This is a genomic window from Pararhodobacter aggregans (assembly GCF_003075525.1).
Lineage (GTDB): Bacteria > Pseudomonadota > Alphaproteobacteria > Rhodobacterales > Rhodobacteraceae > Pararhodobacter > Pararhodobacter aggregans.
Map to the genome: position 1 here is coordinate 73,741 of NZ_QDDR01000005.1, position 22,111 is coordinate 95,851.

General features: G+C 68.6%; 21 protein-coding genes. 8 read left to right on the forward strand and 13 right to left on the reverse strand.

What is annotated here, in order from left to right; all coding sequences use genetic code 11:
- The first annotated feature begins 59 nt into the window (after positions 1–59).
- Both rlmN and DDE23_RS10920 read left to right on the forward strand, forming a co-directional pair.
- The gene (gene rlmN, locus DDE23_RS10915) at positions 60–1,250 is read left to right on the forward strand and encodes a dual-specificity RNA methyltransferase RlmN (protein WP_107753641.1); all 1,191 of its coding nucleotides are present in this window, start codon (positions 60–62) and stop codon (positions 1,248–1,250) included.
- Positions 1,251–1,254: 4 nt separating this feature from the next.
- Positions 1,255–1,491: a GlsB/YeaQ/YmgE family stress response membrane protein gene (locus DDE23_RS10920; protein WP_107753643.1), complete on the forward strand. Its 237-nt coding sequence runs from the start codon at positions 1,255–1,257 to the stop codon at positions 1,489–1,491.
- A gap of 67 nt (positions 1,492–1,558) precedes the next feature.
- Here DDE23_RS10920 and DDE23_RS10925 read toward each other — a convergent pair whose 3' ends face one another.
- The 8 genes from DDE23_RS10925 to DDE23_RS10960 form a co-directional block, all read right to left on the reverse strand.
- Complete coding sequence (locus DDE23_RS10925; protein WP_107753645.1) at positions 1,559–3,730, reverse strand: TRAP transporter permease; 2,172 nt, start codon at positions 3,728–3,730, stop codon at positions 1,559–1,561.
- Between the two features lie 79 nt (positions 3,731–3,809).
- Positions 3,810–4,781 carry a TAXI family TRAP transporter solute-binding subunit gene (locus DDE23_RS10930; protein WP_107753647.1) on the reverse strand — a complete coding sequence of 324 codons (972 nt, stop codon included), beginning with the start codon at positions 4,779–4,781 and terminating at the stop codon, positions 3,810–3,812.
- A gap of 239 nt (positions 4,782–5,020) precedes the next feature.
- Positions 5,021–5,488 carry a CAP domain-containing protein gene (locus DDE23_RS10935; RefSeq protein ID WP_107753649.1) on the reverse strand — a complete coding sequence of 156 codons (468 nt, stop codon included), beginning with the start codon at positions 5,486–5,488 and terminating at the stop codon, positions 5,021–5,023.
- Positions 5,485–6,441 carry a DMT family transporter gene (locus DDE23_RS10940; RefSeq protein WP_272947876.1) on the reverse strand — a complete coding sequence of 319 codons (957 nt, stop codon included), beginning with the start codon at positions 6,439–6,441 and terminating at the stop codon, positions 5,485–5,487. Before DDE23_RS10940 ends, DDE23_RS10935 begins: the two co-directional genes overlap by 4 nt.
- Before the next feature lie 46 nt (positions 6,442–6,487).
- Positions 6,488–8,266, reverse strand: coding sequence for an SLC13 family permease (locus tag DDE23_RS10945; protein WP_107753653.1), 1,779 nt, complete (start codon positions 8,264–8,266; stop codon positions 6,488–6,490).
- Positions 8,267–8,464: 198 nt separating this feature from the next.
- Positions 8,465–9,322 carry a TIGR00282 family metallophosphoesterase gene (locus DDE23_RS10950; protein ID WP_107753654.1) on the reverse strand — a complete coding sequence of 286 codons (858 nt, stop codon included), beginning with the start codon at positions 9,320–9,322 and terminating at the stop codon, positions 8,465–8,467.
- 104 nt (positions 9,323–9,426) lie between these two features.
- Entirely contained in the window at positions 9,427–10,053 is a 627-nt protein-coding gene (locus DDE23_RS10955) for a response regulator (protein WP_170121883.1), read from the reverse strand.
- Complete coding sequence (locus tag DDE23_RS10960) at positions 10,043–12,475, reverse strand: HAMP domain-containing sensor histidine kinase (protein ID WP_107753658.1); 2,433 nt, start codon at positions 12,473–12,475, stop codon at positions 10,043–10,045. Before DDE23_RS10960 ends, DDE23_RS10955 begins: the two co-directional genes overlap by 11 nt.
- Before the next feature lie 240 nt (positions 12,476–12,715).
- Here DDE23_RS10960 and DDE23_RS10965 point away from each other — a divergent pair, with 240 nt between their 5' ends.
- Positions 12,716–13,210 (forward strand): DUF3421 domain-containing protein, encoded by a 495-nt coding sequence (locus DDE23_RS10965; protein WP_157958009.1) that lies wholly within the window; start codon positions 12,716–12,718, stop codon positions 13,208–13,210.
- Between the two features lie 161 nt (positions 13,211–13,371).
- Here the strand turns inward: DDE23_RS10965 and DDE23_RS10970 are convergent, their stop codons facing one another.
- Positions 13,372–14,175 carry a ChaN family lipoprotein gene (locus DDE23_RS10970; RefSeq protein WP_107753662.1) on the reverse strand — a complete coding sequence of 268 codons (804 nt, stop codon included), beginning with the start codon at positions 14,173–14,175 and terminating at the stop codon, positions 13,372–13,374.
- On the reverse strand, positions 14,172–15,053 hold the full coding sequence (locus DDE23_RS10975; protein WP_107753664.1) for an RNA polymerase factor sigma-32: 882 nt from the start codon (positions 15,051–15,053) through the stop codon (positions 14,172–14,174). Before DDE23_RS10975 ends, DDE23_RS10970 begins: the two co-directional genes overlap by 4 nt.
- A 170-nt stretch (positions 15,054–15,223) precedes the next feature.
- Between DDE23_RS10975 and DDE23_RS10980 the strand changes: the two genes are divergently transcribed.
- Positions 15,224–15,916, forward strand: a complete 693-nt coding sequence (locus DDE23_RS10980; RefSeq protein ID WP_107753666.1) for a glutathione S-transferase — start codon at positions 15,224–15,226, stop codon at positions 15,914–15,916.
- On the opposite strand, the gene queG is transcribed toward DDE23_RS10980, so the two are convergent.
- The 3 genes from queG to mtgA form a co-directional block, all read right to left on the reverse strand.
- Positions 15,906–16,949, reverse strand: a complete 1,044-nt coding sequence (gene queG, locus DDE23_RS10985) for a tRNA epoxyqueuosine(34) reductase QueG (protein ID WP_107753668.1) — start codon at positions 16,947–16,949, stop codon at positions 15,906–15,908. The two genes, DDE23_RS10980 and queG, sit on opposite strands and share 11 nt — an antisense overlap.
- 111 nt (positions 16,950–17,060) lie before the next feature.
- Positions 17,061–17,738 (reverse strand): FtsZ-binding protein FzlA, encoded by a 678-nt coding sequence (fzlA, locus tag DDE23_RS10990; protein ID WP_107753805.1) that lies wholly within the window; start codon positions 17,736–17,738, stop codon positions 17,061–17,063.
- Positions 17,739–17,788: 50 nt separating this feature from the next.
- Positions 17,789–18,526 (reverse strand): monofunctional biosynthetic peptidoglycan transglycosylase, encoded by a 738-nt coding sequence (gene mtgA, locus DDE23_RS10995; protein WP_107753670.1) that lies wholly within the window; start codon positions 18,524–18,526, stop codon positions 17,789–17,791.
- A 140-nt stretch (positions 18,527–18,666) separates the two neighbouring features.
- On the opposite strand from mtgA, the gene DDE23_RS11000 reads away from it, so the two are divergent.
- The 4 genes from DDE23_RS11000 (at position 18,667) to petB (ending at position 22,107) form a co-directional block, all read left to right on the forward strand.
- Complete coding sequence (locus DDE23_RS11000; protein ID WP_107753807.1) at positions 18,667–19,278, forward strand: glutathione S-transferase; 612 nt, start codon at positions 18,667–18,669, stop codon at positions 19,276–19,278.
- A 34-nt stretch (positions 19,279–19,312) separates the two neighbouring features.
- Positions 19,313–19,978: a LysE family translocator gene (locus tag DDE23_RS11005; protein ID WP_107753672.1), complete on the forward strand. Its 666-nt coding sequence runs from the start codon at positions 19,313–19,315 to the stop codon at positions 19,976–19,978.
- Positions 19,979–20,179: 201 nt separating this feature from the next.
- Entirely contained in the window at positions 20,180–20,743 is a 564-nt protein-coding gene (gene petA / locus DDE23_RS11010; RefSeq protein ID WP_107753808.1) for a ubiquinol-cytochrome c reductase iron-sulfur subunit, read from the forward strand.
- Positions 20,744–20,757: 14 nt separating this feature from the next.
- On the forward strand, positions 20,758–22,107 hold the full coding sequence (gene petB / locus DDE23_RS11015) for a cytochrome b (RefSeq protein ID WP_107753673.1): 1,350 nt from the start codon (positions 20,758–20,760) through the stop codon (positions 22,105–22,107).
- Positions 22,108–22,111 lie beyond the last annotated feature (4 nt).

Below are 22,111 nucleotides of genomic sequence, written 5' to 3' on the forward strand. Positions count from 1 at the left end.
CCGGCGGCTTTTTCCTATATGCTGCGCTTGCACTTCGTGCAGCCCAGACGGAGACGCGCATGACGATTCCTGTTCCCCAGGCCCCCATCACGCAGGACGTGCTGACGATCCCGCGCAAGGCCCCCGAGGGCGAGACGCCGAACCTGATCGGCATGACCCGCGAGCAGCTGCGCGCGGCGCTGATCGAGCATGGCACGCCCGAGAAACAGGCGAAGATGCGCGAGGGGCAGATCTGGCAATGGCTCTATCACTGGGGGGTGCGCGAATTCACCCTGATGACCAACCTGTCGAAGGATTACCGCGCCTTCCTCGACCGGACCTTCCAGATCAAGCTGCCCGAGATCGTCACCAAGCAGGTCTCGGCCGATGGCACGCGCAAATATCTGCTGCGCATCGACGGCGGGCATGAGGTCGAGACGGTCTATATCCCCGAGGAGGGGCGCGGCACGCTCTGCATCAGCTCGCAGGTCGGCTGCACGCTGACCTGTTCCTTCTGCCACACCGGCACGCAGAAGCTGGTGCGCAACCTGACGGCGGCGGAAATCGTCGGCCAGGTGATGATCGCGCGCGATGATCTGGGCGACTGGGACACGCCCGGCGAGGCCAAACGCGAGGAGCGGCTGGTCTCGAACGTCGTGCTGATGGGCATGGGCGAGCCGCTTTACAACTTCGACAATGTGCGCGACGCGATGAAGATCGTCATGGATGGCGAGGGGATTTCCCTGTCGCGCCGCCGCATCACGCTGTCGACCTCGGGCATCGTGCCCGAGATCGCGCGGACGGCCGAGGAGATCGGCTGCCTCTTGGCGATCAGCTTCCATGCGACTACCGATGAGGTCCGCGACCGTCTGGTCCCGGTCAACAAGAAGTGGAACATCGAGACGCTGCTGAAGGCGCTGCGCGACTATCCGCGGCTGTCGAACAGCGAGCGGATCACCTTCGAATACGTCATGCTGAAGGGCGTGAACGATTCGGACGAGGACGCGAAGCGGCTGGTGCGGCTGATCCGCGGCATTCCGGCCAAGATCAACCTGATCCCCTTCAACGAATGGCCCGGCGCGCCCTACGAGCGCTCGGATTGGGAGCGGATCGAGGCTTTCGCCGATGTCATCTTCAAGGCGGGCTACGCCAGCCCGATCCGCACCCCCCGGGGCGAAGATATCATGGCCGCCTGCGGGCAGCTGAAATCGGCGACCGAGCGGGGCCGCAAGTCGAAGGCCCAGATCGCGGCCGAGGCGGCGGGAGGCTGAGCCTGTGCCGCAGATCCTGTTCCTGGCGGTGATCGGCGCGGCGGCGGGCTTGCTCGCCACGCGGCTGATGCGGGTCAGGATGGACGTGCCCTCGGCCATGGGGCTGGGCGTGATCGGTGCGCTGGTTGGCGGTTTCGCCCTGCGGCTGATCGTGACGGTGGGCGGCTGGGCCATCACCTTCGTGCTGGCGGTGCTGGGCTCGATGGCGCTGATCTGGGTCTGGCAGCGGCTGAAACGCTGACAACGCCCTGAGGGAATGAAGAAAGGCGCCGGTTTCCCGGCGCCTTTGTCGTGTCGCGGTGGGGCGTTCAGTCCATCCCGCGGCTCGCGTTCCTCGGGTTTATCAGCCCGCGTTGCAGCGCGATCACCAAGAGCGCGATGCCGAAGCCCGCAAGGTCGGTGATCCAGCCGCTTTTGATCATCATCAGCGCCGCGACCAGCGTGACGATCCTCAGCACCGGGTTCAGCTTGCCGAACAGCCATCCCTGCACCGCCGAGGCCATCATGAAGATGCCGAAGAGGGCGGTGACCATCACATGGGCGATGTCGATCCATTCGCCCTGCATCAGCATCTCGGGCGCGTAGAAGAACATGAAGGGCACGATGAAGGCGGCGAGGCCGAACTTGAAGCTCTCGACCGAGGTCTTCATCGGGTCCGACTGGGCGATGGCGGCGCCCGCATAGGCGGCCAGCGCGACGGGCGGGGTGATGGCCGAGATGACGGCGTAGTAGAAGATGAAGAAGTGGGCCGTCAGCGGCTCGATCCCCATCCGCACCAGACCGGGCGCGATGACCGCCGCGGCCACGGCATAGGCGGCGGTGGTCGGCATCCCCATGCCCAGGATGATCGCCACGAACATGGCGAAGATCATGCCGACGAACTGGTTCTGCCCGGCGATTTCCAAGAGCAGCGAGGAAAAGCGCGTGCCGATGCCGGTCAGGGCGATGACACCGACGATGACCCCGGCGGCGGCGCAGACGGCGACCATCTGCAGCGCCATGCGGGCGGCGATCTCCAGGCCCCAGAAGATCTCCTTGATGCCCATCTTGGTGGGGGTCAGCCAGCTGACCACCGCCGCCGCGCCCATCGACAGCGTGCCCGCGCGGATCACCGAATAGCCCATGAAGAGGGCGCCGATCAGGATGATGATCGGGATGAACAGGAAGACCCGGCGCATCATCAGCGGCAGCGAGGGCAGTTCGTGCCGGGGCAGGCCCTTCATGTGGTTCTTCAGCGCTTCCTTGTCGACCATGAAATAGACCGACACGAAGTACAGGACCGCCGGGATGATCGCCGCGATGGCAATGTCGCGGTAGGGGATGGCGGTGATTTCCGACATGATGAAGGCACCGGCGCCCATGATCGGCGGCATCAGCTGCCCGCCGGTCGAGGCTGCGGCCTCGACCGAGGCCGCGGTCTGCGGCTTGTAGCCCACGCGCTTCATCAGGGGGATGGTGAGCGAGCCGGTCGCCACCACATTGCCCGCCGAGGTGCCGTTTATCATCCCCATCAGCCCCGAGGCGAAGACCGCGACCTTGGCCGGGCCGCCGCGGGCCGACCCAGCGACGGCGAAGGCGAAGTTGACGAAGTATTCGCCGACACGCGACGCCTGCAGGAAGGCGGCGAAGGCGATGAACAGGATGATATAGGTCGACGAGATGGCCGTGGTCGGGCCGAGGATGCCGTTATCGGTATAGATGAAGGCGAAGAACCGCGCCGCGGCATAGCCGTTGTGGTGCAGGACCCCCGGCAGCCAGGGACCGGCGAAGCCATAGGCGATGAAGACGGCGACGATGATGACCAGCGCCAGACCCGCCAGCCGCCGCGTGAGTTCAAGGATCAGCACGATCCCCGAGATCGAGGCCCACATGTCATTGGGATGCGGGAAGACCTGAGCGCGGATGCGCAGGAAATCGGCGTGGGCGATGATATAGAGCGCCACGATCACCGCCGCGACCGCCAGCAGCGTATCGGCCCAGGACAACGAGGCGCGGTCGCGTTTCGGCGCCAGCCACGAGGCGGAGAGCGCCGCCAGCGTCCCGGCAAAGAGCGGATAGCCGAAGGTATAGACGTATTTCGTGGCGGGGGCGCCGGTGGCGATCAGGTCGCCCGTCACCCACATGGTCGCCAATTGCCCGCCAGCCACTGCCAGCAGCACCGCCGCGACCGGGACCAGCACCCGCTCGTACGGGGTCAGGGCCGTGGCCTGGCTCGCGTCGGGCAGCGGGCGCGCGGAATAGAGCACGAAGCCCAGCGCCAGACCGCCGCCGACATGGATCAGCCGGTAGACCCAGGGCTCCAGCGGATAGACGTTCATGACGAAGATGTGGAAGCTCGTGTAGAGCACGCAGAGCACCGCCACGAACAGGCCCAGATTGCCGCCGAACACCCGCTGGTTCGAGGCGATCACCTCGTCGTCGACGCCCTCGGCGATGGTCTCGGAATCGGCCTGCGTCGCCGCGAGATCGGTTGAAGACATGATTTCCTCTGCCCCTTTCTATGAAAAAACCGGGGCGCGCGGTTTCGTGCACCCCGGTCAGTCGTCACCCGTCGGCGGTTCAGCCGCGCAGTTCTTCGGGAATGGTGATCCCGTGCTCTTCGTAGTAGCGGACTGCGCCCGGGTGGAACGGCAGGAAGGTGTTGTTGAGGACGTTGTCCATGATGGTTTCCGACGCCGAGGCGTGGATCTGCATCATGCGGTCAGGGTTTTCCATCACCAGCTTGACGATCTCGTAGGCCAGGCTGTCGGGCATCGAGGCGTTGGACACCGCGAAGTTCCACATGGCGACCGTGGTCTGGTCGTAGTCATGCCCGGCATAGGTGCCCGCGGGGATGGTCAGCGGCGAGACTTCGGGATGGGCGGCGAGGATCTGCGCCAGTTCGGCCTCGTTGAAGCCGAACATGCGGACATCGGCCTCGGCCGAGAGCTGCGAGAAGGCCGAGATCGGCACGCCCGCGGCAAAGGCGAAGGCGTCGATCAGCCCGTCGGTCAGCTGGCCCGCGGCATCCGAGGCTCCGGCGTTCGACACGGTGGCGTTGACGCCCAGCGTGTTGAGGAAGCGCGGCCAGTAGGTGCCGGGCGTACCGCCCGCCGGACCGACCGAGACACGGCGACCCGAGAGGTCGGTGACCGAGGTCAGGCCCGAGGAGGTCAGGGTGATGACCTGGAACGGCGTCTGGTACATCGGGAACAGGGCGCGCAGATCGCGATGCTCAAGCCCGGGGGCGAGTTCGCTCTGGCCGGTCCAGGCCTCGTAGGCCGGGCCCATGGTCACCAGGCCGATGGCGTGGTCGCCCAGCTGCACCAGCGTGGCGTTCTGCACCGGGCCGCCGGTTACTTCGCCCGAGGCGTTGACGCCCAGCTCTTCGCCGATGAACCCGGCCAGGCCGTTGCCATAGACGAAATAGGTGCCGCCCTGGCTGGCGGTGCCGATGGTGATGGAATCCGGCCAGCCGGCGCGGTCCTGGGCGAAAGCGGGCGTGGTGGAGATCAGCGCGGCAGCAGCCAGCGCAGCGATATTCAGACGCATTGGGGTCCTCCCTTGGACGTTTGCGCGTATTGTTGGCAAACCCCGGCCGCTCCTCGGGCGGCGCGGGACGCTGGGGCATAGGGCGGCCGGGGCCCCCGCGAATCAAGGATGCTGAGGAGAGGGGATGCAGATTCTGCGGAGGGCAGCACCGGTTTTGGGTGGAAATCCACCCATCACGGCGGCGTGTGGGTGGATTTCCCCCCGTTAGCGGCTGAACCGGGGCCAGAGTCGCGGGGCGGTCAGAACCGGGGGGCGGCGGCGAGCATCGACCAGTGCAGGCGGCCGTTCGCGGCCCTTGCGACGCCGAAGCCCGCCTCGCGCGCGTCGCGGGCCAGCATGTTCAGGCGGTGGTCGGGCGAGTCCATCCAGCCCTGGATGATCTCGGGCGCGCTGGTCTGGCCCTCGCCGATGTTCTCGACCGCCATGGCATAGGGATAATCGACCCGCCGCAGCCGCCGGCCGAGGCCCGCGAACCAGCTGCCGCGATGGCTGAGCCGCTCGCGGTCGGCCATGCGGCAGGCCTGAACCTGCGCCGCCTCGTCCAGCCGCGGGTCGGGCAGCAGCGTGCCGACGCCCTGCGCCGCGCGCTCGGCATTGGTAAGATTCAGCAGCTCCACCCGCAGACCGGCCAGGCCCGGCGGCACCTCGCAGGCCAGCGCCGGGGCGCCGGTCAGGAGGGCAAGCAGCAGGGCGAGGCGCAGCATCATGGCGCCACGGTTCCACCTTTCGCGCCACGACGCAACTGGTGCTCGCGCAGCGCGATGAAGATCACCGCCGAGACAACCATCACCCCGCCCGCCACGACCCACAGGTCCACCGGCTCGGCAAAGAACACCGCGCCAAGCGTCACCGACCAGACCAGTTGCAGCGCGGTGACCGGCTGCGTCACGGTGATCGGCGCGGCGACGAAGGCATAGGTCATCATGTAATGCGCGGCGGTGGCGGCGGTGGCGATCAGGAACAGCACCCACAGCTGCCACAGCGTGACCGGCTCCCAGACGGCGAGGGCGAAGGGGGCGAGGCCGACCGTCACGGTCAGCGACATCATGCCGACGATGACGCTGGCCGGGACGCGGCCGCTGAGCTGCTTGGCCATCAGATACGAAATCGCGAACAGGACCGAGGTGCCCAGCATGGCGACGTGGCCGGTGTTCAGCTCGCGCAGGCCGGGCCGCAGGATCACCAGCGCGCCGAGGATCGCCACGACGATGGCGACGATCCGGCGCAGGCGCAGCCGCTCGCCCAGAAACAGTGCGGCCCCGATCGAGATCCAGATCGGGTTGAGGTAGCTCATGGCCGAAACCTCGGCCAAGGGGATGCGGGTCATGGCGTAGAACCACAGCATCACCGCCAGCGTATGCGCCACGCCCCGCCAGCCGAAGGCCCGCCAGGTCGCCGGTTCCAGCCGGGTGCGCCTGAGCACGCCCAGCACCGGCAGCACGAAGACCAGCCCCAGCGCGTAGCGCAGGAAGGCCGATTGCGCGGCGGGGATCGAGGGGCCGAGGTATTTCACCCCGGCGGTCATGGCGACGAAGCACAGGCCCGATCCCAGCATCCACAGGATGCCCGCCAGCGGCCTGTGGTCCTGGGCCTCCGGTGTGGCGGGGGGCGGGGTCGGGACAGTCGGCTCGGTATTTAACGCGTTCATGATCTCTGGCATGCCGTGCCCCGGGCGCGAGCGCAAGGGCAATTCCCCGCCGCTCCGGTCACAAGGGCCAGATCAGCGGGATCAGCAGGGTCGAGGTCAGCGCCGCCAGCGCGTTCAGCGGCAGGCCCACGCGCAGGAAGTCGGTGAAGCGATAGCCGCCCGGCCCGTAGACCAGCGTGTTGGTCTGGTAGCCGATCGGCGTCGCGAACGAGGCCGAGGCCGCGAACATCACCGCCACGACCAGCGGCCGGGGATCCACGCCCAGCGTCTGGCCAAGGCCGATGGCGACGGGCGTCACGATCACCGCCACGGCGTTGTTCGAGACGACCTCGGTCAGGGTCATCGACACCAGATAGACCGCGGCGATCAGCGCCCAGCCGGGCAGGTCGCGCAGATAGGGCTCGACCAGATCGACCAGCAATTGCGCCGCGCCCGAGGCCTCGAGGCCCGCGCCCACGATCAGCATGCCGAAGATCATGGCCAGCAACTGGCCCTCGATGAAGCCGAAGGCCTCTTCGCTGTCGATGCAGCGGGTCAGCAGGATGATGACCACGCCGATCAGCGCCAGCACCTGGATCGAGGCGACATTCAGCGCCGACAGGCCGACCACCGCCGCCAGCACGCCGATGACGATGGGCGCGTGGCCCCGGCGGAAGGCGCGTTCCGAGGGCTGGCTGATCTGGATCAGGTCCATGTCGCTGGCCAGCCGCCGGATGTCCTCCAGCGCGCCCTCGATCAACAGCGTGTCGCCGACCTGCACCACCAGATCGTCCAGCTGGCGGCCGATGTTCTGGTTCCGGCGATGGACCGCCAGCGGGTAGACCCCATAGCGGCGGCGCAGGCGCATCTGGCCCAGCGAGCGGCCGACCATGCGGCAGCCCGGGGTGATCAGCACCTCGACGGTCGAGGTTCGCACCGAGCTCAGCTGGTCGACCAGCCGCACCTCGGGATTGGCCTGCAGGCCCAGAACCTCGGACATCTGGGTGCGCAGCACCACGCGGTCGCCCTGTTCCAGCACCACATCCCCCATCGCCCGGCGCAGCGAGGCATCGCCGCGGAGCACGTCGATCACCCGGGCGCCGCCGCGGCGGAAAAGGTCGACCTCCTCGAGCCGCTTGCCGATCAGCGAGGACCCCTCGGGCAGCGCCACTTCGGTGAAGAATTTCATCGGCGCCCGGTCGCCCATCAGCGCGGTCATCGATTCGCGCACCGGCAGCAGCCAGCGCCCGGCGAAGGCCAGATAGGTGACGCCGACCAGCGCCAGGGGCAGGCCTAGCAGCGTGATCTCGAAAACGCCGAAAGGGGCGAGGCCGGCCGCCTGGGCCACGCCGTCGACCAGCAGGTTGGTCGAGGTGCCGACCAGGGTGATCGTGCCGCCGAGGATCGAGAAATAGCTGAGCGGGATCAGCAGTTTCGATGGCGCAAGCTGCATCGCCCGGGCCAGCTGCACGAAGATCGGCATCATCACCACGACGATGGGCGTGTTGTTGACGAAGGCCGACATGGCCAGCACCGTCATGGTGACGACGATCAACGTGGTCCGCGGCCGTTCCGTCACCTGCGAGATCGCGCGCTGCGACAGGAAATCGAGCGCCCCGGTGCGCACCAGCCCGCCGACGATCAGGAACAGCGCGGCGATGGTCCAGGGGGCGGGGTTGGCAAAGACGGCGAGGGCCTGGCCCTCGGGCACGATGCCGAGGACCAGCATCAGCGCCGCCCCGGTCAGCGCCACCACCTCGACCGGGTATTTCTCGGAGATGAAGGTCGCCAGCATGCCGGCGACGATCACCAGCGCGGCAACGGGCAGGTACTCGGGCGGCAGCTCAAGTCCGAACATCGGTATTGTCTCCTGTCCGGGGGGGCGGGGCCCGCCACGGATCTCCGGCATAGGCGGCCATCGCGGGGCGCCCGGCAAGCCCGAAAACGCAGCCCCGGTCGCCGGGGCGGGCCGCTGTCTGCAAAGCGGCAACACCGGCGGGGCGGCGCGCCGCCCGCGCGCAGAGGGCGGGCGCGCCTCCCGCGGGCAGGGGTCGTGTCACGGTGCGGCTTTCTCGGGCGCGGCAACCGAGGGCGTGACGGGGGCGGGGCCGCTGGGTTGCAGCCGCCCGCCTTGGCGGACCATGGCCACCGACAGCGCCTTGCCGGTGCGGTCGTCGGTCTCGACAAAGATGCCCGAGACGGTGGCCTGCCCCAGCGCCGGCTCGAACCGGGCGCGCGGCATGCCGGTGATGAAGCGCCGCAGCGGCTCTTCCTTCTGCATGCCGATGACGCTGTCGTAATCGCCGCACATGCCCGCATCCGTCAGATAGGCGGTGCCGCCGTTCAGGATCTGCGCATCGCCGGTCGGCACATGGGTATGCGTGCCGACGACCAGCGAGGCCCGGCCGTCGCACCAATGGCCCATGGCCATCTTCTCGGAAGTGGCCTCGGCATGGACATCGACGATGGTCGCCTGCACCCGCCCGCCCAGCGGATGGGCGCGCAGCACCGGCTCGATGGCGCTGAACGGGTCGTCGAAGGGGCGTTTCATGAAGACCTGCCCCATGACCTGCGCCACCAGCACTTGCCGACCGTCGGGCGCGTTGAAGACCCTTGCGCCGACCCCGGGTGCCACCTTGGAGAAGTTGATCGCCCGGATCAGCCGCGGCTCGCCGTCGATATGGCCGGTCATCGCCTTCTGGTCAAAGGCATGGTCGCCCAGCGTCACCACATCGGCGCCCGCAGCGAACAGCCCCGCGGCATGATCGGGCGACAGCCCCATGCCCGAGGTCGCGTTCTCGCCGTTGACCACCACGAAATCCAAGGCCCAGTCCCGACGCATCCCCGGCAGCCGCTCGGCTACCGCGGTGCGACCGGCCCGGCCCATCACATCGCCAAGAAACAGAATCCGCATTCCCGTTTCCTACGCCCCAAGTCGGCGTGAGGAAAGCGAAATCCTGTGAGGCCCCTGCTGGGCGGCGCCTGTATCACGCGGACAGGGGGGCAGGGGCGGCGGGGTCAGAAGCCGTCTTCGTCCCGCACCAGCCCGCTGCGCACCGCCAGCGCCACGGCCTCGGCCCGGTTCGAGACATCGAGCTTCTTCAGGATCGCGCTGACATGGTAGCGCGCGGTTGGCCGGGTGATGCTGAGCAGCGCGGCGATCTCGGGGTTGGTCAGGCCCTTGACCATCAGCGCCAGAACCTTGAGCTGCTGCGCCCCCAGCACCTGCGCCAGATCGCCGGTATCCGCCCCGCGCGCCGCGGCCTCGCTGCCTGCGGGGCGGGCCAGGCCTTCGCCCCGGGCGACGCGGCGCAGCGCCTCTTTCAGCGCCAGTTCCGAAACTTCCTTGGGCAGATAGCCGCGGACCCCGGCACCCATCATGGCGTCGATCAGATCGTCGGTGGTGAAGGAGCTCAGCGCCACGATCCGCGCGTCGGGATCCTCGGCCAGCAGGGCGCGGGCGGTGTCGATCCCGCTCATGCCCGGCATCCGCACATCCAGCAGCACCACATCCGGCCGGCTGGCCCGATAGGCGGCGACCGCGGCCTGTCCCTCGCCCAGTTCGGCCACGATCTCGAAACCCGGGTCATCGGCCAGCACGTGTTCGATGCCGCGGCGCACGACCAGATGGTCGTCAACCAGCATCACCCGAATCGCCGTCGCCGTTGTCATCCGAAAACCAGATCGCCGTGATCCTGCACCCTCTGCCGGGTGCCGTCTCGACCTCCAGCATTCCGCCCAGTTTGTCCAGCCTTTCACGCATGATCGCGAGGCCGAAATGACCCGGCGGCACCGCATCGGGGTCGAAACCGGCCCCGGCGTCGGTGACGGTCAGCATCGCCTGCCCGTCGACGGCGTCGAAACTGGCCTCGGCGCGGTCGGTGCCAGCGTGGCGGGCGGCATTGGTCAGGGCGGCATGGGCCACTCGGAAGAAGGCGTATTGCACCTCGCCCGGCAATTGCGCGTCGCTGTCGACGCTGACCGTGACCTCCAGCCCGTAGCTGCGCGCCATCTCCTCGGCCACGCCGCGCAGGAGCGTGCCGAAGGGCTGGCTCAGCATCTCCTGCGAGCGCAGATGCATCAGCAGGTTGCGCGTCTCGGCCAGCGCGGCGCGGTTCAGCGCGGCCACCTGGCGACCGGCCTCCGCGGCCTTGGCGGGATCGTTCTGCTGCAGCCGCGGCAGGCTGTCGGCGATCAGCGAGGCGGCGAAGAGGCTCTGGCTCACCGCGTCGTGCAATTCGCGCCCGAGGTCGGCACGTTCCTCGAGCCGGGCGTTGCGCGCCGACAATTCGACCGCCTCGGCCGAGCGCCGCTCGACTTCGGCTTCCAGCGATTGCAACAGGCGCTCGCGCTCGGCCGCGACCTCGTTGAAGGCCCGCGCCAGCGCGCCGATCTCGTCCTGGGCATAGACCGGGATCGGCGTGCCCAGATGCCCCTTGCGGAACCGTTCGACCCCCATGGCCAGCGCCGCCAGCGGGCGCTGGACGCTCAGCTGCACCAGAAGCGAGAACAGCACCAGAAGCCCCGGCACCGCCAGCAGCAGGAAGGCGGCCATCGGCCCGAACGCCGCGTTCATCGCCTTGTAGAAGGCGGGCCGCCGGTCATCGACCGCGCCGGTGCCCGGCGGCAGGTGGCGGCCGGCCAGCGCGCCCTCCAGGACCGTGCCATGGCGCGAGCCCGGGGTCAGCCCGACCAGCATCGCCACATCGTCGGGGCGATAGAGATTGGCCCTTGGATGCAGCGGGATCTCGAAGAAGGCGATGTCGAGCGTGCCGTCGGGATAGAGCGTCAGCTGCGCGTCGTAGCGCTGGTCGGGGGCGCCCTCGATGGTCATGTGCGCCCAGCTTATCACCACGCGGCCGGGCAGGGCGTCGACGAAGACGCCGCTGTCGGCCGAGGGGGCCCGGGGCGGGGTAAGGCGCGCGGCCAGCACGAAGATCGCGGCTTCGGGGCCATAGCGGTACTGGATATCCTCGAGCCGGGGAAAGGCGCCCAGCCCGACCAGCCCGGTATCGCGGACATAGAGGCTGCGGTGGCGCTGGCCGAGGAAGGGCAGCTCGAAGGGCAGGGCGACGGGCTCGGTCTCGGGGCCCGGGCGGTGCAGCAGGGGAACCACGCGCTGCGCCTCGATCGTGGTGATGTCATAGCCGCCGTCCGCGGCGGGGGCCAGGCGATAGGCCTGCCCGGCGTAGGGGGCGCCGCGGTCGCGGAACCCGTCGAGGATGGCGGGCGCCACCAGCCAGGACAGGGCCGAGACGATCATCAGAAAGGCGACAAGGACCATCGCCGCGATCTTGGTCGTGGTGCCGGAGCGTTCGGGCAGATAGCTCAGGAAGGTCCAGACGAAGCCCGAGAAGACCAGCAGCACCAGCCAGCTGAGGATGGTTTCGGCGACGCTCCAGCCGAGGATGCCGGTGCTGCGGGCCAAAAGCACCAGCGCGAGCGCCACCGGCATCAGCGAGAAATAGAAGATGCCGCGCGCGGCCGAGGCCCCGGGGCAATCGGTCAGCGGGCGGAACGGGTTCAGCAGAACCGGCCCGACGCGCCGCCAGCCGTCGGGGCCGAGCGCGCGCCGCAGGTTCACAAGGCAGAAGGCGGGCGCGACGACGAAGCCGGTGACGAAGGCGGTCCGCAGCCAGGCGTCACGGAAATAGACCGTGCCCTGCGACAGATAGATGGTGCGCGCCACGGCGATGGCGACCTCGCCCGCGACAAAGAGCGCCAGCGCCAGCGCCAGGACCTTGCGGCCGCGGCGCGACAGGATGCCCTCGCCGAAGAGCCGCTCGGCAAAGAGGATCGAGGCAGCCATGGCAGCGCTGCCCGAGGGGGCGGCCCAGGGCAGGATCCAGGCGGCGACATCGCGGTCCAGCACATGGCTGAGCGTCACCAGCACCGCGCAGAGGGCGGCCATGGCGAAGATCCAGAGCGGCGGCATCAGCCCGTCGGTCGGGGTTCCCTGCCGCCGGGCGACGATCACCCGGACCCCGAAATAGGCGGCGATCACCGTCCCCAGCAGCGAAAAGAGCAGGGCGTTGATCGCCAGGGGACCCCAGTACAGGCTCGGCATCGCTCTCACCCCACGAGAGAACCGCCGGGGGCGGTATCGGCGGCACGGAAAAGGGGCGAGGCCCCGCCCGCGGGCGGGTCTGCGGACCCCTCGATCCCTGTCCTAGCGCATTCGGCGGGCCGGGAACACTGGACAGCTGACCAGCCGCGCAGGCCGGGCGGGACTGTACACCTGTCCAGTTCCTCAAGCCGGTCGAATCTGCCATCTTGAATGCAGGTTCACGTCCGATGGTGTGTCTCGATGCAGACCGTTCTTTCCGGTGTGGTTGCCGCGGCCGTTCTGGTCCTGGCGCAGCCGGTGCAGGCGCAGACCGATATCGCCTGGCGTCATGCCGCGGGCGGGTCGGTCCCGCGGGGGGCGATGGTGGCAGGCGCCGAAAGCAACGGGGCCGCGCTTTATGTATGCGTTGCGGCTTATGCGGGCGGGTATCATCCGGGCAAGGTGCGCCCCGGGTTTAACGGGTGCAACATTGGCTACGGCGGCCGCGAGATTGCCGTAGCCGAGTATGATGTCGCCATGGGGCAGGCCAACTGGGTTCGGGCGCGGGGCGGGATGGTTCCCGTCAACGCCCTGAGCGCCGCGGCCGAAGCCTCGGGCGAGGCGCTGTATTTCTGTCGGGCCTGGTATGCGGGCGGAACCCATCCGGGCAAGGTGCGCCCGGGGTTCAGGGGCTGCAACATCGGCTACGGCGGTAACGAAGTGACCGTTAACGAGTATGAAGTCATGGTATGGTGACTTCCCGGCCGGACCGGATACCGCTCTGTCCCGAGCGGCCCAGTCTGGCCGGGAAAGTTCTTATCGATCGCTGCGCGGGCAGGGGGCCAGATCCCCCTCCCGCGCGTTTTACCGACCGGACCGGACGGCGTCAGGGCCCGGCCGCGCCGGTCCCCGCCGCGTCATTCCTGACGGAAGGCGGCGCAGGGATCGGGACGCTCGGCCGGCGCCGTGACCAGCCAGAGATCCCAGGGCGCCTCGGGGCCCGGGTCTGCCTCGGTCTGGCCCAGCGCCAGCACCGTGACGTCGGGCGCGGCCTCGGTCATCAGGTCCGGCATCCCCTGATCGCGCCTCGCATGACCCGCCCCGGCGATCACCGCCACCGGGCCGCCGGTTTCCTCCAGCGCCTGCAGGGCCGCCCGCGCCAGCGCCGCATCGCGCAGGCGCTGGGCCTCGACCATGCCGCCCATCATCGCCATCGGCATCGCTTCGCAATGGGCCTCGAACTGCTCGGCCTCGCGCGCTGCCTGATCGCCGGCCTCCAGGGCCCGGTCGAGGCCGAACCGCGCGGCATCCGCGCCGAAGACCGCCGCCGCGCCCTCGGCAAAGGCGCGCTGCGCCTCCGGGCGGGGGACGGCGGCGCCATAGTGGCGGGCAGGACCGGCGGCCTGAACGATGGGGAAATACAGGGCGAAATCGGGCCAGCCGGTGCCCGCCCAGCCCAGCGCGGCCTCGACCAGCGCCGGGTCCGCCCGATCCTCGGGCATCCGCGCCGCCTGATCGGGCGTCAGCATCTCCCAGACCACCGCCGCGGGACGCATCGCCCCGACCGCCCGGGCCTGGTTCAGATGGTGCAGCGGATTGTCATGGACCTCGCCCAGCACCACCACCTGAGCGGCGGGCAGTCGGTCGAGGTCGGTTTCGGAAATCGGCTCTGCCCCGGCGGGCATGGCGGCGAGGAACGTCAACAGGATCGCGCTTCTCATGCGAGAAGGGCATAGACCCCCGGCGCGCGGCTGGCAAGATCGCGCTTCATCTTGCCCAGCGCGCTGGCCTCGATCTGGCGCACCCGCTCCTTGGACAGGCCCAGTTCCACGCCCAGGGCCTCCAGCGTCCGCGGTTCGTCATCGAGCTTGCGCGCGGCGATGATCGCCCGTTCGCGCGGCGTCAGCGCCGCCATCGCCTCCAGGAGCCAGCCGCGCAGCACCAATCCGTCCTGACGCGCCGCCACCCCTTCGGCCGGGGCCGGGCCATCGTCCTCGATCAGGTCGATCCACTCCATCCCGTCATCCTCGCCCGAGGGTTTGGCGTTCAGCGACAGATCGCCGCCCGAAAGCCGCCCCTCCATCATCAGCACATCGGCCAACGGCACGCCGATCCGCTCGGCCGCGCGTTCGAGCAGCACGTTCGGCTCCAGCACCTCGCCCGCCTGCTGCGCCTCGCGCATCAGTTCCGCCTGCACGCGGCGCAGGTTGAAGAACAGGGCCTTCTGGCTGGTGGTCGACCCGGTGCGCACCATCGACCAGTTGCGCATCACGAAATCCTGGACCGAGGCCTTGATCCACCAGACGGCATAGGTGGAAAAGCGCACGCCACGGTCGGGATCGAAGCGGTCGGCGGCCTTCATCAGGCCCAGCCCCGCCTCCTGGATCAGGTCGCTCATCGGCGCGCCATAGCGGCGATAGCGCGACGCCATCGAGATGGCGAGCCGCATATAGGCGGTGACCAGCCGGTGCAGCGCCTGTTCGTCGCGGCGGTCGCGCCAGGCGCGGGCCAGGGCCTGTTCGGTTTCGGCATCGAGGAATTCGGCGCGCATCGCCTTGCGCGCCATGCGGTCGGTTCCGGTGGTGGTGTCCAGCGCCATCGTCGTCTCCCGTGTCTGACAGGGAATACGCGCGACGGACGTTTTGGTTCACCGACCCGTCGGAAAAAATCGCGATTCATCGGCGAAGGTCATCACTTGGCGCACAATTGCTGATTTGCAAGGGAAAGGGGCGCCGGGCAGGATGCCCCGAACCCCAAGGAGCCCGCCCGATGACCGAAGCCGCCTATGACCTCTGCCTCGCCGACCGCGCCTATTCCAGCTGGTCCCTGCGCGGCTGGCTCCTGTTCCGCGCCTTCGGGATCGAGACCGGGGTGACCATGGCCCGGCTCTACGAGCCCGGCTTTGCCCGGACGCTCGCGCGCTATGCCCCGGCCCGCACCGTCCCCGCCCTGCGCCTGCCCGAGGGCGTGGTCATCGCCGACTCGCTGGCCATTGCCGAGGAACTGGCCTCCCGCCACCCCGAGGCCGGGCATTGGCCCCGCGATCCGAAGGCCCGCGCCGTGGCCCGGCATCTGACCGCCGAGATGCACGCAGGCTTCACCGCATTGCGCGGCCATTGCCCGATGAACCTGCGGGTCAGCTATCAGGATTGCGCCCCGCCGCCCGAGGTTCTGGCCGATCTGGCGCGGCTCGAAACCCTCTGGGCCTGGGCGCGGGAAGTGACCGGCGCGACCGGCCCCTGGCTCTGCGGCGCCTATTCCGTGGCCGATGTGTTCTTCGCTCCGGTCGCCGCCCGGATCGCCGGCTACAACCTGCCGGTCGGCCCCGCGGCGCAGGCCTATGTCGCCGCCCATCTGGCGCATCCCGCCTTCGTCGAATGGCGCGAGGCCGGACTCTCGGACGGCCCCGACCAGCCTTTCTACGACCGCCCCTGGCCGCAACGCCCCTGGCCTATGGTCTGAGCCGCGTCAGCGCCCAGCGCGCCGCCTCGGCCACCGTCTCGTCGGGGTCCGCGACCAGCGCCTCGGCCACGGGGGCCAGCCCCGGCGCCCCGGAATTGCCGATGGCATAGAGCACGTTGCGCACGAAGCGGTCCCGCCCGATCCGCTTGATCGGCGAGCCGGAAAAGCGCGCCCTGAACCCGGCATCGTCCAGCGCCGCCAGTTCCGCCAGCGGCGGCGCCCTGAGGTCGTCGCGGGCGGCGTATTTCACCTCCGTGGCGGCGGCGGCGAATTTGTTCCAGGGACAGGCCGCCAGACAATCGTCGCAGCCATAGATCCGGTTGCCGATCAGCGCCCGCAGTTCCGGGTCCACCGGCCCGTGATGCTCGATCGTGAGATACGAGATGCAGCGCCGCGCATCGAGCTGGAAGGGCGCCGGAAAGGCCGCGGTCGGGCAGGCCTGCAGACAGGCCGTGCAACTGCCGCAGTTTTCCCGCGCGGGGGCGTCCGGTTCCAGCTCCAGCGTGGTGAAGATCGCGCCGAGGAAGAACCAGTTGCCCAGATCGCGGCCCAGCAGGTTGGTATGCTTGCCCTGCCAGCCCAGCCCCGCCGCCGCGGCCAGCGGCTTCTCCATCACCGGAGCGGTGTCGACGAAGACCTTGATCTCCGGCGTCTCGCCCCGCTGCCTTGCCTCCTCGATCAGCCATCGCCCCAGCCGCTTCAGCCGGGCCTTCACCACATCATGGTAATCGCGCCCCCTTGCATAGACGCTGATCGCCCCCGCCTCGCGCCGCGCGACCGCCGCCATCGGATCCTCGTCCGGTGTATAGAGTTCGGCCAGCATGATGACCGAGCGCGCCTCGGCCCAGAGCGCGGCGGGATCGCCCCGCCAAGGCATCCGCTCGGCCATCCAGCCCATCTGCCCGTGTCGCCCGGCCTCGACAAAGGCCGCCAGCCGCCCGGCCAGCTCCGGCACCGCATCGGGCCGCGTCACCCCCATCGCCGCGAAACCCTCGGCCCGGGCCCGCGCGGCCAGCGCCGCTTTCAGCCCCATCTTTGCGCCCCAAATATCCTCGGGGGGCGGCCCGCCAGGGCCGGCGGGGGGCAGAAGGCCCCCCGGCGCGGCGAGGGGGCTCGATGCCCCCGAGCCGCGCCCTTGCGGGGCTCAGAAATCGAGGTCGGCATAGCGCCGGGGCGGCGGGAAGCCGGGGACCTGATCGGTCAGAAGCGGCCGGAACGCCGGGCGCGACTTGATCGTCTGGTACCAGGCCTTGACCGAGGGCGCGCGCTCCCAATCCACATCCGAGATGTAATCGAGGCAACTCAGATGCGCGGCGGCGGTGAAATCGGCAAGCGACAGCGCGTTCCCGGCGATCCAGCGGCGGTGCTCCAGCAGCCAGCCCATGTAATCGAGGTGATACTTGATCCGCGCCGAGCCGGTCTTGATCTTCTCGCTGTCCGGATATCCCTGGCCCATGATCTTCTTGTTCACCCGCTCGTAGAGCAGGTTCGCCGTCACCTCGCGGTGGAACTTGTCGTCGAACCAGGCGCACATCCGGCGCACCTCGTAGCGGCCGGCCGGGTCGTCGGGCATCAGGGGCGGGGTCGGGTGAACCTCGTCCAGGAATTCGCAGATCGCCTGGCTTTCCGACAGCAGCCGCCCCTCATAGCGCAGGATCGGCACCTTGCCGGCCGGGTTCAGCCGCAGGAACTCGGTCCCCCCCTCCCAATAGCGTTCGTCCTTCAGCGAGAAGGGGATGCGCTTTTCGGCCAGCGTCAGGCGAACCTTGCGGCAGAAGGGCGAGAGCGGGACGTGATGGAGGACGTGGACGGCAGGTTGCATGCGCATGGTCTGGTAGGGTTTCCCACCCTTTGCACGGGTGGGGGCAGGTTTCAACCGCCGAAACAGGCCGAGCGGTCGTCGCGGGCGATGGTGGCGGCGCCATCCTGGATGGCGGCGGCCCGGCGGCGCATGAAATCGCTGGGCCTTGCGGCGTTGCGATCCTGCGGCGCGGGCAGGACCGAGGCCAGCAGCGCCGCTTGCCGGGCGTTCAGCCCCGCGGCATTGGTGCTGAAATACCGCTCGGCCGCGGCCTCGACGCCAAAGACGCCCGCGTCGAATTCGGCCATGTTCAGATAGACCTCGAGGATGCGTTCCTTGGGCCAGAGGATCTCGACCACCGGGGTAATCAGCGCCTCCAGCACCTTCCTGAGCCAGGTGCGGCCATGCCAGAGAAAGGTGTTCTTCACCACCTGCTGGGTGATGGTCGAGGCGCCGCGTGCCCCGCCATCCTCCAGCGCGGCGCGGATCGCGCCCATGTCGAAGCCCCAGTGGCGGCAGAAATTCACGTCCTCGGCGGCGACCACCGACAGCGGCATATGCGGCGAGATATCGACGAAATCGACCCATTCCTGCTGCACGCCGCCCAGGCGGCGCGATTCGCTCCACAGATACCAGCCGGTCGGCGGGTCCACGAAGCGATAGAGCGCGACCCAGGCCACAAGGAACACCGCCAGCCCCAGCGCGCCAAGCAGCGCCCAGCGGATCAGGCGCCGGACCATGCCCGCCAGCCGGTCCATGAGTTTCGGCTTCTTTGCCCTGGTCTTCTTCTTGCTGCTCGCGCGTGCCATGGCCGCAGTTAACGTGCCCGCGGCCGTCCTATCAAGCGTCCGATTCCGCGCCGGTGGGGAATGGACCTTTTCCTTGCGCGTGTTAAGTTCCCGCCCGATATCGCCGCCCGCATCACCGAGCTTGAGGAGCCGCCCCGATGATGACCCTGCACCAAAGCCCGACCTCGCCCTATGTGCGCAAGGTCATGGTCCTTCTGCACGAGGCGGGGGCGCTGGACAGCGTGCGGCTGTCCTTTGCCAGCGGCTCGCCGGTCGATCCCGGCTCGATCCCGCTCGGCGCCAATCCGCTGGGCAAGATCCCGGCGCTGGAGCGTGACGACGGCTGCACGCTCTATGACAGCCGGGTAATCTGCCGCTATCTGGCCACGACGACGCCGAAAGCCGCCGCGCTCTATCCCGAGGGTCCGGCGCTGTGGGAGACGCTGACGCTGGAGGCGACCGGCGACGGCATCCTCGATGCGGCGCTGCTCATGCGCTACGAGACGGTGATCCGCCCGGCCGAGGGCCAGTCCGAGGCCTGGGTCGACGGACAATGGCAGAAGATCGCCCGCAGCCTGACCGCGCTGGAATCGCGCTGGATGGCGCATCTGCAGGGGCCCCTGACCATGGGCAGCATCGCCGTGGCCTGCGCGCTGGGCTACCTCGATTTCCGCCACGACGCGCGCGGCTGGCGCAACGGCCATCCGCAGCTGGCAGCATGGTACGAGGCGTTTGCCAAGCGTCCCTCGATGCAGGCGACGATTCCCGCCTGATCTGGCCCCGCCTGACGTCTTCGCAGGAACCCCCATGTCTCCGATCACCCTGCCCGCGGCGGATTTCCTGACCGCCTGGGGCTTTCTGGCGATGAATGTCCTCACGCCCGGGCCGAATGTGCTGAACACGATCGCGCTGGCCATCGGCTCGGGCCGCCGGGCGGCGCTGGGGGCGGCGCTGGGCACGGGGCTTGCCATCACCGGCTGGTGCCTGGGCATGGTGCTGGGCGCCTCGGCCCTGATTGCGGCCTTCCCGCTGGCGCGGGTGGGCATGACGCTGATCGCCGTGGGGCTGCTGGTCTGGTTCGCCTCGCGCTACCTGCGCCGGGCGGTCACGGGCTTCGCCGCCCGCCGCCGCGGCGAGCCCGAGGCGCCCGAGGCCCGGCGCGGCGCCCGGGCCCGCGACGGCATGGTCCGGGCGCTGTCGATCATGATGATGAACCCCAAGGCGCTGACCACCTGGCTGACCATGACCGCGGTCTTTCCGGTGGCCCGCGCCGGTGCCTGGGATATCGCGCTCTTTTGCGTTGGCGCCTGCGTCGTGGCCGGGGTGATTCACGCGGTCTATGCCATCGCCTTTTCGACCGAGGCCGCCGCGCGCGGCTTCCTGAAGGCCGCGCCCTGGATCAATGCGGGCGTCGGCCTCTTCTTCGCGGGCTTCGCCGCGACCCTTGCAGCAACGCTTTTCCGCCTTATCTGAGGCATCGGCGACAGTGGCGCGGGCAGGTCCCGTGCTGCGGCGCACCCCTCTCCCGAAAGGGTCGGGGTGCGGCGTTTTTCCCCACTTTCGCGGCTGGACGGACGTTCAAATCGCCGTTAAACAGCCGCCTTGGAGGCTGCAGGACACTGCGGCTCGTTTCGGCTATCCGCCGGACCCATGACCTGAAAATGGAGAATGCTCGTGTCCCACGCAGACGACAACGCAGGCACTCGCCGGGATTTTCTCTACTACGCGACGGCCGGTGCCGGTGTCGTTGCCACGGGCGCCGCGGTCTGGCCGCTGGTGAACCAGATGAATCCCTCGGCTGACGTGCAGGCCCTGTCCTCGATCTTCGTCGATATCAGCGGTGTCGCCGTCGGTACCCAGCTGACTGTCAACTTCCTCGGCAAGCCGGTGTTCATCCGTCACCGCACCCAGGAAGAGATCGATGCGGCGAAAGCCGTGGACCTGAGCACCCTGATCGACCAGAGCGCCGAAAACGCCAACCTGCCCGCCGGTTCGCCCGCTACGGACGAGAACCGCGCCATGGCCGGCAAGGAAGAATGGCTGATCATGACCGGCGTCTGCACCCACCTCGGCTGCGTGCCGCTGGGCAACGGCGCGGGTGACTTCGGCGGCTGGTTCTGCCCCTGCCACGGCTCGCACTACGACACGGCGGGCCGCATCCGCCGCGGCCCGGCGCCGCAGAACCTGCATATTCCGGTCGTCAGCTTCGTCGACGACACCACCATCCAGCTCGGCTAAGGGAGAGACGAGGCATGTCCGGGATTCCCCACGACCATTACGAGCCCAAGACCGGCGTGGAAAAGTGGCTGCACCGCCGCCTGCCGATCGTCGGGCTGATCTATGACACGCTCATGATCCCCACCCCCAAGAACCTGAACTGGTGGTGGATCTGGGGTATCGTGCTGGCCTTCTGCCTGGTGCTGCAGATCGTCACCGGCATCGTGCTGGTGATGCATTACACGCCGGAAGCGACGATGGCCTTCGCCTCGGTCGAGCATATCATGCGCGACGTGAACGGCGGCTACATGCTGCGCTACCTGCACGCGAACGGCGCCTCGCTGTTCTTCTTCGCCGTCTATATCCACATCTTCCGCGGCCTCTATTACGGATCGTACAAGACGCCCCGCGAAGTGACCTGGATCATCGGCATGCTGATCTACCTGGCCATGATGGCCACGGGTTTCATGGGCTACGTTCTGCCCTGGGGTCAGATGTCGTTCTGGGGCGCCACCGTGATTACTGGCCTTTTCGGCGCGATTCCGGGGATCGGCCCGATCATCCAGGAATGGCTGCTGGGCGGACCGGCGGTCGGCAACTACACGCTGAACCGCTTCTTCTCGCTGCATTACCTGCTGCCCTTCGTCATCGCGGGCCTGGTGATCCTGCATATCTGGGCCTTCCACCACACCGGCAACAACAACCCCTCGGGTGTTGAGGTCCGCCGCGGCTCGAAGGAAGAGGCCGAGAAGGACACCCTGCCGTTCTGGCCCTATTTCGTCATCAAGGACCTGTTCGCGCTGGTCGTGGTGCTGGCGGTGTTCTGGGCCATCGTCGCCTTCATGCCGAACTTCCTGGGCCACCCGGACAACTACATCATCGCCAACCCGCTGGCGACGCCCGCGCATATCGTGCCCGAATGGTACTTCCTGCCGTTCTACGCGATCCTGCGCGCCTTCACCGCGGATGTCTGGGTGGTGATCGCCGCCAACTGGCTGTCCTTCGGCATCATCGACGCCAAGTTCTTCGGCGTGCTGGCGATGTTCGGCGCGATCGCGGTCATGGTCCTGACCCCCTGGCTCGACACCTCGTCGGTCCGTTCGGGTCGCTACCGGCCGATGTTCAAGTCGTTCTTCTGGCTGCTGGTGGTCGATTTCGTGGTCCTGATGTGGGCGGGCGCCATGCCGGCCGAAGGCATCTACACCAACATCGCCCTGATCGGTGCGGCCTATTGGTTCGGCTATTTCCTGGTCATCCTGCCGCTTCTGGGCGTGCTGGAGCGTCCGACGACCCCGCCCGCCACCATCGAGCAGGACTTCAAGGCCAAGGTGAAAGCCCATGGCAAGAAGTCGGGCCCGGCCCCGGAAAAGATCCCGGCCGAGTGAGCGC

Coding starts and splice junctions, on each gene's coding strand:
- DDE23_RS10940 (WP_272947876.1), bottom strand. CDS start 6,441: ATGCCAGAGATCATGAACGCGTTAAATACCGAGCCGACTGTCCCGACC.
- DDE23_RS10945 (WP_107753653.1), bottom strand. CDS start 8,266: ATGTTCGGACTTGAGCTGCCGCCCGAGTACCTGCCCGTTGCCGCGCTG.
- mtgA (WP_107753670.1), bottom strand. CDS start 18,526: ATGGCACGCGCGAGCAGCAAGAAGAAGACCAGGGCAAAGAAGCCGAAA.
- DDE23_RS10970 (WP_107753662.1), bottom strand. CDS start 14,175: ATGAGAAGCGCGATCCTGTTGACGTTCCTCGCCGCCATGCCCGCCGGG.
- fzlA (WP_107753805.1), bottom strand. CDS start 17,738: ATGCAACCTGCCGTCCACGTCCTCCATCACGTCCCGCTCTCGCCCTTC.
- DDE23_RS10960 (WP_107753658.1), bottom strand. CDS start 12,475: ATGCCGAGCCTGTACTGGGGTCCCCTGGCGATCAACGCCCTGCTCTTT.
- rlmN (WP_107753641.1), top strand. CDS start 60: ATGACGATTCCTGTTCCCCAGGCCCCCATCACGCAGGACGTGCTGACG.
- DDE23_RS10935 (WP_107753649.1), bottom strand. CDS start 5,488: ATGATGCTGCGCCTCGCCCTGCTGCTTGCCCTCCTGACCGGCGCCCCG.
- DDE23_RS10925 (WP_107753645.1), bottom strand. CDS start 3,730: ATGTCTTCAACCGATCTCGCGGCGACGCAGGCCGATTCCGAGACCATC.
- DDE23_RS10975 (WP_107753664.1), bottom strand. CDS start 15,053: ATGGCGCTGGACACCACCACCGGAACCGACCGCATGGCGCGCAAGGCG.
- DDE23_RS10955 (WP_170121883.1), bottom strand. CDS start 10,053: ATGCTGGTTGACGACCATCTGGTCGTGCGCCGCGGCATCGAACACGTG.
- DDE23_RS10965 (WP_157958009.1), top strand. CDS start 12,716: ATGCAGACCGTTCTTTCCGGTGTGGTTGCCGCGGCCGTTCTGGTCCTG.
- DDE23_RS11000 (WP_107753807.1), top strand. CDS start 18,667: ATGACCCTGCACCAAAGCCCGACCTCGCCCTATGTGCGCAAGGTCATG.
- DDE23_RS10930 (WP_107753647.1), bottom strand. CDS start 4,781: ATGCGTCTGAATATCGCTGCGCTGGCTGCTGCCGCGCTGATCTCCACC.
- petB (WP_107753673.1), top strand. CDS start 20,758: ATGTCCGGGATTCCCCACGACCATTACGAGCCCAAGACCGGCGTGGAA.
- DDE23_RS10980 (WP_107753666.1), top strand. CDS start 15,224: ATGACCGAAGCCGCCTATGACCTCTGCCTCGCCGACCGCGCCTATTCC.
- DDE23_RS11005 (WP_107753672.1), top strand. CDS start 19,313: ATGTCTCCGATCACCCTGCCCGCGGCGGATTTCCTGACCGCCTGGGGC.
- DDE23_RS10950 (WP_107753654.1), bottom strand. CDS start 9,322: ATGCGGATTCTGTTTCTTGGCGATGTGATGGGCCGGGCCGGTCGCACC.
- queG (WP_107753668.1), bottom strand. CDS start 16,949: ATGGGGCTGAAAGCGGCGCTGGCCGCGCGGGCCCGGGCCGAGGGTTTC.